Origin of the sequence: Bacillus sp. AY2-1, assembly GCF_008368965.1 — a bacterium.
GTDB classification, from domain to species: domain Bacteria; phylum Bacillota; class Bacilli; order Bacillales; family Bacillaceae_G; genus Bacillus_A; species Bacillus_A thuringiensis_S.
Genome location: NZ_QPEL01000198.1, coordinates 1 through 8,510, shown reverse-complemented (window position 1 = coordinate 8,510; position 8,510 = coordinate 1). Strand labels below are relative to the sequence as shown.

Genomic DNA, 8,510 nt, shown 5'->3' with positions numbered 1-8,510 from the left:
TTACTATTCTCAAGATTAGTAAGTGTGGCGCGTGTCTTTTCCTTTTGTGCTTCTCCCTCTATATGAGTAAACTCAATACAATCCCCTACTTTGACTGAAACGGTTTGGCAGATTGTTGTCTATTTCCTATAATGTCTTTATTGTACAAAATATTACCGGATGAATTCTGGACTTTAATGCTTGCATACGTATTAGTAAAATAAGAATGGGGGATACCCGCTTCTAATTTAATCTGCATTTTTTCTGTTGCTTTGTTATATTCTATTTTCGCGATTTCTCGATCATTATATCCCTTTAATGACCAAGCGAATTGATTTCCATCTAAAACCGTTGTTTCTGGCATTTTCTCTACTTTCTTCAAGCCTTCTTTTGTAACTTGATATCTTGCTGTTTTTCCAATGGTTTCATTTTTGTTATTTTCAAGGTTAATTAAAGTTGCTCGCGTTTTTTCCTTTGTTGCTTCTCCTTCTATATGGGTAAATTCAATGTAATCCCCTACCTTGATGGACACAGTTTGGCTTTCAGCATTTTGTTGTTTATTTCCCACGATTTCCTTATTGTACAGAACGTTACCAGAAGAATTCTGGACCTTAATACTCGCATATGTACTAGCAAAATAGGAATGTGGTACACCTGCTTCTAGTTTTACCTTCATCTCTTCTACCGTTTTATCATAATCTACTTTTGCAATTTCTCTATCACTATATCCTTTTAATGACCATGCAAACTTGTTTCCTTCTAAAATTGTTACTTCTGGCATTTTTTCTACTTTCTTCAGACCTTCCTTTGTAACTTCATATATGGCTTTTTTTCCAAAGCTCTCTTGTTTACTATTATCTACATTTGTAAGAGTAGCTCTATGTACACCTTCTAGATGTGTAAACTCTAAATAATCGCCTACTTTGACTGGAACTTTTTGTGATTCAGCATTTTGCTGTTTGTTTCCATAAATCTCTTTGTTATAGACCACTTTACCTGATGTGTTTTGCACTTTAATACTTGCATATGTACTATCAAAGTAGTCATGTGGTACACCTGCTTTTAGATCTATTTGCATTTCTTCTGTTGATTTATTTAAATTTACTTTCGCAAATTCAAAATCTCCAATCCCTTTCAGCGACCATGCAAATTCATTACCTTCAAAAATGTTTGGAGATTCATTTTTGATTTGTACCTTTTTCTCAACAGTTTGATCAAATATATCCGTTAATACAATTTTTGCATAAGCATTTGTTGGTAATGATATAGATTGACTGATTCCATTTTGATAAGATTTAATATCATCAATTACGTTAATAGGTTGGCCCGTCATATTTTCATTGTTATAAATTTCAATTTTTCCCTTAAATTGCGGTGTACTATTTTCTTTTAGTTTCCAAGATACATTTAATTTTTCGTTTTCATAATATATAGATTGGATATCAAAATCTAGTTTTCCTATTTCAGGTTGAGTAGGTTGATTTAGCGTGAATATTTTTCCTGACCCAATAGTAGACTGCGTATTACCTCCTGCTTTGACCCATACATATTCTGAAGTAGCTCCTCCATCATATTGATAAGTATTATCATGCGTTCCAGAAATGCTTTGATTATTCCAAGAACTCCATTGTTTATCAACTAATTTTCGGCTATAACCATTTTTTAGGCGCGCTTCTCGAACATTCTGTCCACTATCAGCCCAGTCTTCTTGAAACATTCCTAATCCATGATTAAATGCAACATTAGCAACCGGAAAGTCCATAATTGCAATTTGATGCCATTTATTCTTTGTTACATCTTTCATCCATTGTCCAAATTTAGTATGACCATTTTCTTGCCATGAACGCATTGTCATTCTGTACCAATTGTAGTCTTTCCAACCATAAGTTGTTTGAACCTTCATTCCTGTTCCTTCTCCTCCAAAGGGTCCAGCTTGCGAATTCGGAGATAAGTATTCGGCCTTTATTGCTTCTTTAGAGGAAATTGGATCCCATAAGGCAAAATGTAAAGTACGTTTTCCATTTTCATCAAACCCACTTTGTTGTTGAAAACCAGCATATCCTCCAGCTTCACCACCTGCATTCCAGTTGTGTACAGCCCAGTACGTATAAGGTGGAGTCTGAACTGGTGACCAGTCTATACTAATAATATCTGAGGCAGATATATTTTGGGGACTCACATAAACTGCTGGAGCAGCTGAATGTGTTGCAGCTTTAGTATGCGAAATAGACGTTCCAAACATAGAAAACATGCTACATGCTGCGGTCATTATAATAACTTTATTAAATCTTTTCTTCATTTTCTGACTAATCACTAATCTACATCCTTTTCTAATTTTTATTATTGAATAATAACTTAGTAGAGAAATCTATTAAAATTCAAGCAACATCCAGTAAATCTTTAAAATACTGCCCCCATTTTATGTTTTTCTATCTTCACATCTGATTCTTACATGTTATTTGATTGTAAGTGGTTTCCATAAAGATAACGCAAATATCCAATTTGGGTCACCATTTCCTTGATGATTTTGAACCGCTTCATACACTGCCCCTTGATGTTCCACTTTATCGCCCTTTGTATATGCCTTCTTTGGATTCCATTTTTCATAAGATACATTTTGATCTTTTGTTTTTATCGGGAGAATGTTACTTTGAATTGATGTATTTCCAGCTGCATCTACAGCTTTCACTGCATATTTATATTCCTTATTAACTATTAGATTTTGATCAATAAACGTCGTTCCTTGTACCGTCTGAATTAGTTGTCCATCACGTAATACCTGATATTCTTTTACACCTACATTATCTGTAGAAGGATTCCATTTTAGCTCTACACTGTTAGAAGTAACGTTGCTTGCGGATAATCCTTGTGGCTGTGTGGGAACTTCTGTATCTGGTTCCGGATTAACAATTTTATCTACTTTCTTCAATCCCTCTTTTGTAATCTCATACACCGCTTTGTTCCCAAAACTTTCTTGGATGTTTTTTTCCACATTTGTAATAGTAGCTCTATGCACACCTTCTAGATGTGTTAATTCAATATAATCGCTTACTTTGACTGGAACTTTTTGCGATTCAGCATTTTGTTGTTTGTTTCCATAAATGACTTTATTGTATACTACTTTTCCTGATGCATTTTGTACTTTAATATTTGCATATGTACTATCAAAGTAGTTATGTGGTATACCTGCTTTTAAATCAATTTGTATTTCTTCTGTTGCTTTATTTAAATTCACTTTTGCGAACTCAAAATCTCCAATCCCTTTCAACGACCAGGCAAACTGGTTTCCTTCTAAAATATTCGAAAAATTCGGCGCATCTGGCTTAACTGGATTAGAATCTGTACTTTTCCAAATTTCAGCGGTTAAGTTTGGATAACCTAGTGCCTCTACTTTTTGAAGTGTATCATTATTTGGGCGTAATCCCCATTTCTCAAAAAACGGAATTAAATTTTGTTTTGCTGCCTTTGATGCTGTAATCATAAATAATTGTTTCTTCGTTTCATCAGTTTGTGGAATCTCATTTGAAGGCATGTCTCTATACAGCTGATGCAACTTAGGATAGAAGTCTTCTCCATACGCTAGTTGTAATTGCCAAAGCATTACAACTTTAACAAAAAGGTCATTAATTTCATCATAATTTTTATTAGGTTGTTCTAAATATTGAAATGCCTTAGTATAAGCGCCCTCTTGTTGTAATCTAATAGGTTGATTAGATGTAAATGCTTTTTCTACAGCAAGACTATATAAGTTAACTTGGACCTCTGCCATATTATAAAAATTCCAAGGGCTTTGTTGTCTCATATGCCCCGCCTCATGCCAAGGTCCCCACCCATCCTTTGTATATTTATTGATATCCAATACATATTGAATTGCATCTTCCACATATGCAGTTCTATTTGGATACACATACATATAATAACCAAGAGAATGATTGTCTTCCACATAATGAATATAATGCTTATCTACTTGTTCTTCAGATAAACCGGATATTTTATCTTGAATTCTAGTAGCTTCATCCATTTTTTTTAATAATTGGGCAGGATCTGTATTAGAACCTATCAAATATTTTTTTACACGAGCGGGACTAGCGGTTATTAATACGCGCTCCCCTTTTAACTCTACTGCATGTGCATTCGGATATTGGTCCAGCATGTTTATTAAATCTTGTTTCGTATGCTTTCCTAGTTCAAAGAAAGGCGTAGTCGTTCCACCTGTTGTGACTGTTGTTCGAATGGTACCACCTTGTTGTTTATTATAAAAATAAATCATTCCACCATTAGGAGATTCTATGGTGTTTGAACCAGGCTTTAATGTAAAGGATTTAACTTTAGGGTCTTCCCTCCAAGAACCATCATACGAATATGTTCCAATATATACTTCAATATTTTGATCTCCTTCTACCGTAATTGTTATTTGTTCATTTGGCTTTGCATATAAACCAGTAGGCTCATATGGACTGAAGGTGTAACTTTTTCTTTCCTGTTGTTTCAGTGCCTCAACATCCCCTTTCCCCGGTACTGTAAATACTCTGCTTTCAATGATACTTTTATTTGCTAACACCGTAGACATTTTCTGTTGCTGTGCTTGTTCCTCCGCAAAGACTCCTAATGAAGGCGTTATTCCAGTAACAAACATAGATAATGTAGCAGTTATCATAACTAAATTTTTTGTATTTTGTTTTTGTCCCCTTTTCATACTATCCCTCCGCTATATTTCTAGATAATTAAAATATATAAGTAATATCTATTACTTATATATTTATATTATCTATCTACACATATTTACACAATTTAACATGAAAATACTCATTTATATAAGATAGTGGATATGTTTTGATTCAATTGATAAGAAGAATAATCAAATGAATGTATGAGAAAAAGAAAGATTTTAATACATTTATTATAATAAGACGTATAAAACACATAAAAATGTCAAAATATTAACACATTATATTCTACCAAGAAAATTTCCAGGTACCTGTAACTAATCACCTAAAACTGGATATACCAATACTTTAAAAAGAACATGATAATCCTTAATTTTTTGGAATATAAGTAATTCCCTTAAATGTATACCTTTATAAATAATTAAAAAATTTCAAATTGAAAATTAATTCCCAAGACACTCTTTATGTTTTTACAGTTACCAATAATAAATTTTTTGTAGACTTTATCAATATCTAAATACCTCTAAAAAATATATATTTTATTAATTGATGTGTATTCGGAAAAGGGGCTATGAACATGAATATCAAAAACAGACAATTGGTGACAACTATATATCCAGATCAGTTATTTAGCACTGCAAGTTTACCCGAAGGCACAAGGTTTTTGAAATGGGAATTAGCAGGTGGTGGTAATTTAGATGATATTCTTTTTGACGTAATAGAAGATAAATTTTGGGACATAGAGTAGCACCACATACCCATTAAGCTAAGATTTTAAAGTATCCCCTAAACAGAAATTCTATATTTTTTATAGTACAAACGTTTAATTTTATCGTTTTGGGGACGAATTTGTTTCTTAAGTTGCTAGCGATGGGGTCACCATATCAAAAAAATTGTACGTTTGGACATAATTTAGACACAAAATATCCGATTCCTTGTACGATAAGGGATCGGATATTTATTTTACTGTTTTATATAGTGTACAATTGGATATCAATGCTTAGAAGCATAGTAACAGTTCTACTTAACATTGTTATTATCATTGTTTTTAATACTAACCTTGATTGTGGGCTATGCACTAAGTTAATCGTAGTTCTTTATGAATAAAACTCAATATTTCGTCAATGATGTAGAAACATGGTTATCTTTCTCCGATTTCCTTATATGAGCAGTTAGCTTTTGCTAGCTGCTCTTTATTTATACAAGATACTCAATTGACTGGCGCACATATAATATCCTGAGTTCCTTTCTTTATAAAATAGTCGTTATAAAATGGGTCTCGTCATGAGAGCACTTTACTAAGTTCTCTTTTTATGTTCCAACTTAATACAAAATGAAATTTTTGTGATGGTTCTCTACAATCCTATACACTTTTTCCTATCTACTATAGTTAATGAAAAAATTTAAACCTCACTAATCACACTTGAAAGTGTTATAATTTAAATTCTTCAAACAATTTATTTTTTTGGAGGGTTAGAGAATGAAAATTTCAATAGTTTGTTTCGATAATTTCACTGATATCGATGTTTTTTTACCATGGGATTTATTAAATCGTGTACGTCTAGTTGGTGGTATTTCTGATTGGGAGGTCCAATTATTAGGAACAAAAAAAACTCATGTATCCATGTCTGGTTTACGTATACCCATGACAGGAAGCATATCCGATATCCCTTCTGCTGAAGCTGTAGTATTTGCAAGTGGTAAGGGTGTACAAGATTTATATAAAAATCAACAATATCTTAATAACATTCGTGTAGATCCTCAAAAACAATTAATAGGCTCTATGTGTTCTGGCTCACTACTACTAGGAGCTAAAAAATTATTAACTGGCAAAAAAGCAACTACATATCCATCCGTAGTAGAACAACTTAAAGAATTTGATGTAGACGTTATTGAACAAAGTTTCGTAAACGAAGGCAATATTTCGACTGCTGCAGGTTGCTTTGCTGCACAAGACCTCTCAGCTTGGATTATAAGAACCCTAATTAATGAAGAAATGGTTGATACTGTGCTCGAAACTGTTCAGCCAGTGGGCAAAGGTTTATATTTTTAATTTCAAATCATGCCCTCACCTATTTGGACGAATTTACCAGTGTTTCTACCAAAAAATTCATGATATGGTTAATTAGTCGAGTACGTCATTACTTGACATTTACCCTTAGAAGCCCCGTTGATAAACAGGGCTTCTTTTATTCATGTAAAGATTATGGTTTATTTTTGCTAGCTACCTTTCTCTTGTATAAACGCACCCTTTTTACATACAATATTAAAATCCAAATTAGTTCCTTTTAGGACGGTACCAATATGAACAAGACATTTAAATACATTTTTATCTTCTTTGGTGCAGTGTTTTATATTGCAATGATTTGCAGGATTATTTATATAAACTTTGTTCAAGATGATTTTATTCCTCCAAGCAAGAAATCTAAGATTGAGCATAAACATTTATAATTAGGTATAAGGAGAGCTGTACAAGATACTCTTTATTTTTAACTTCCATATATTTATACGGACTGTAAAAAATACAAAGTATAGTTCTTGCTCAAAGAGCACTGTTAGGGCAAATGGTGCTCTTTTCAATTGAAATAACTATTTTGTTATAAAGTTACTGTTTCTTTATTTAACTCTTGTCCCATTTTCAATAACAAATCACGGAAATGAGTGAAGTCTCCTCTATTGTCGTATCTAACCAAATAGGTATAGATTCTTGATTTCACAAGGTTATGAGCATAATATTTTTGATACTGTTTAGCTTCATCTAAAATGAAGAAGAACGCCACGTTTACACATTCTTTTTCTACCCAAGCCATATCATAAGTTTCTATACCATAATGTTTAAAATAATCACCAAAGTCATTAATGAATCTTTTTTCTCCATCCGTTCCAGTAATTCGTTTATATTGCAATTCTTCAAACGATTTCATTTCAAGTCGGCAAGTTTCTTCTAACCACTCATATCGTTGCTTAACTGCTTCCGTCTCATTTCCATACCAATCCTCATGCTCTTCATAATATTTCTTCATACATTCAGATCTCTGTTTATTTCTTAAAAAACTTTGCAACAAAACCTAATTTACGTTATTTCTTTGCAGAAATAGGTTGAAACCAACTATCCCTACCATTTAAGTCGACTTCAAAAACATATATAGGCTGTGAGAAACCTTTTGTATCAGTATAGTAATCTATATTATATTTTGTGATGAATAATGTATCACCTGCTTTGAAAGATCCTATAGGATCAAATTCTCCTTGTTTCAGTTTTTGAAATGCTTCCTTTGGAGAAAGAATTTCAACATCTCGAACATGTGATTTTTTTGTACCATAATATTTGTAAACAGGCATTTTTTCCCCTTCATCTTTTAACTCTATTGATGTTTTTATAGTAACTTGAGACATATCATTTTTTGTAATAGGATCAATAGGCATATTTCCAAATTCCTTCATTTGATACGAAATCATTATTCCGAGTGCGACGAAACTTACTGTAATGGGCAGATATAAATATTTGATTATTTTTGTATCTGTTTCATTTTTTTTCAAAAATATAAGAACTATGTTTAACAAAGAATATCCTAGCATCATGCCTAAAGTATTATGAAGTAAATCTGCTAGTTCCATACTTCCTCGTTGCAGTGTAAATTCAAGAATTTCAATCAATAAACTTGCTATAATTGAGATAATTAACATCCATTTTGTTTTTTGAAAAACCTTACTAAATAAAGGGAATAAAATTCCTAAAGGAAAAAGCATACCTATATTCACAATGATATGGAAAAAGGAAGTAAATGAAAATAAAATGTACCCTATAGAATAGACACTTGAAAAAAGTCTATTCTATAGGGTATTTCTTGTATAATACAAGGA

4 protein-coding genes and 2 pseudogenes are annotated in these 8,510 nt (G+C 32.3%); 2 read left to right on the top strand and 4 right to left on the bottom strand.

All coding sequences use genetic code 11. The features are described from left to right. Both DN403_RS28450 and DN403_RS28445 read right to left on the bottom strand, forming a co-directional pair. Positions 1-2,293 (bottom strand): annotated as a pseudogene (locus DN403_RS28450) (putative mucin/carbohydrate-binding domain-containing protein); the annotation flags it as partial. A 141-nt stretch (positions 2,294-2,434) separates the two neighbouring features. Then, complete coding sequence (locus DN403_RS28445) at positions 2,435-4,675, bottom strand: M60 family metallopeptidase (protein WP_149186011.1); 2,241 nt, start codon at positions 4,673-4,675, stop codon at positions 2,435-2,437. A 548-nt stretch (positions 4,676-5,223) separates the two neighbouring features. Here DN403_RS28445 and DN403_RS31440 point away from each other — a divergent pair. Then, positions 5,224-5,394: a hypothetical protein gene (locus DN403_RS31440; RefSeq protein ID WP_170951622.1), complete on the top strand. Its 171-nt coding sequence runs from the start codon at positions 5,224-5,226 to the stop codon at positions 5,392-5,394. A 732-nt stretch (positions 5,395-6,126) separates the two neighbouring features. After that, positions 6,127-6,699 carry a DJ-1/PfpI family protein gene (locus DN403_RS28440; RefSeq protein ID WP_149186010.1) on the top strand — a complete coding sequence of 191 codons (573 nt, stop codon included), beginning with the start codon at positions 6,127-6,129 and terminating at the stop codon, positions 6,697-6,699. A 544-nt stretch (positions 6,700-7,243) separates the two neighbouring features. On the opposite strand, the gene DN403_RS28430 is transcribed toward DN403_RS28440, so the two are convergent. Continuing rightward, positions 7,244-7,669: a hypothetical protein gene (locus DN403_RS28430; protein WP_149186008.1), complete on the bottom strand. Its 426-nt coding sequence runs from the start codon at positions 7,667-7,669 to the stop codon at positions 7,244-7,246. A 55-nt stretch (positions 7,670-7,724) separates the two neighbouring features. Further along, positions 7,725-8,441 (bottom strand): annotated as a pseudogene (locus tag DN403_RS28425) (VanZ family protein); the annotation flags it as partial. Positions 8,442-8,510: the final 69 nt, after the last annotated feature.

Excerpts from the sequence above, each read along its gene's own strand:
- DN403_RS28445 (WP_149186011.1), bottom strand. The coding sequence starts at position 4,675 with ATGAAAAGGGGACAAAAACAAAATACAAAAAATTTAGTTATGATAACT.
- DN403_RS31440 (WP_170951622.1), top strand. The coding sequence starts at position 5,224 with ATGAATATCAAAAACAGACAATTGGTGACAACTATATATCCAGATCAG.
- DN403_RS28440 (WP_149186010.1), top strand. The coding sequence starts at position 6,127 with ATGAAAATTTCAATAGTTTGTTTCGATAATTTCACTGATATCGATGTT.
- DN403_RS28430 (WP_149186008.1), bottom strand. The coding sequence starts at position 7,669 with ATGAAGAAATATTATGAAGAGCATGAGGATTGGTATGGAAATGAGACG.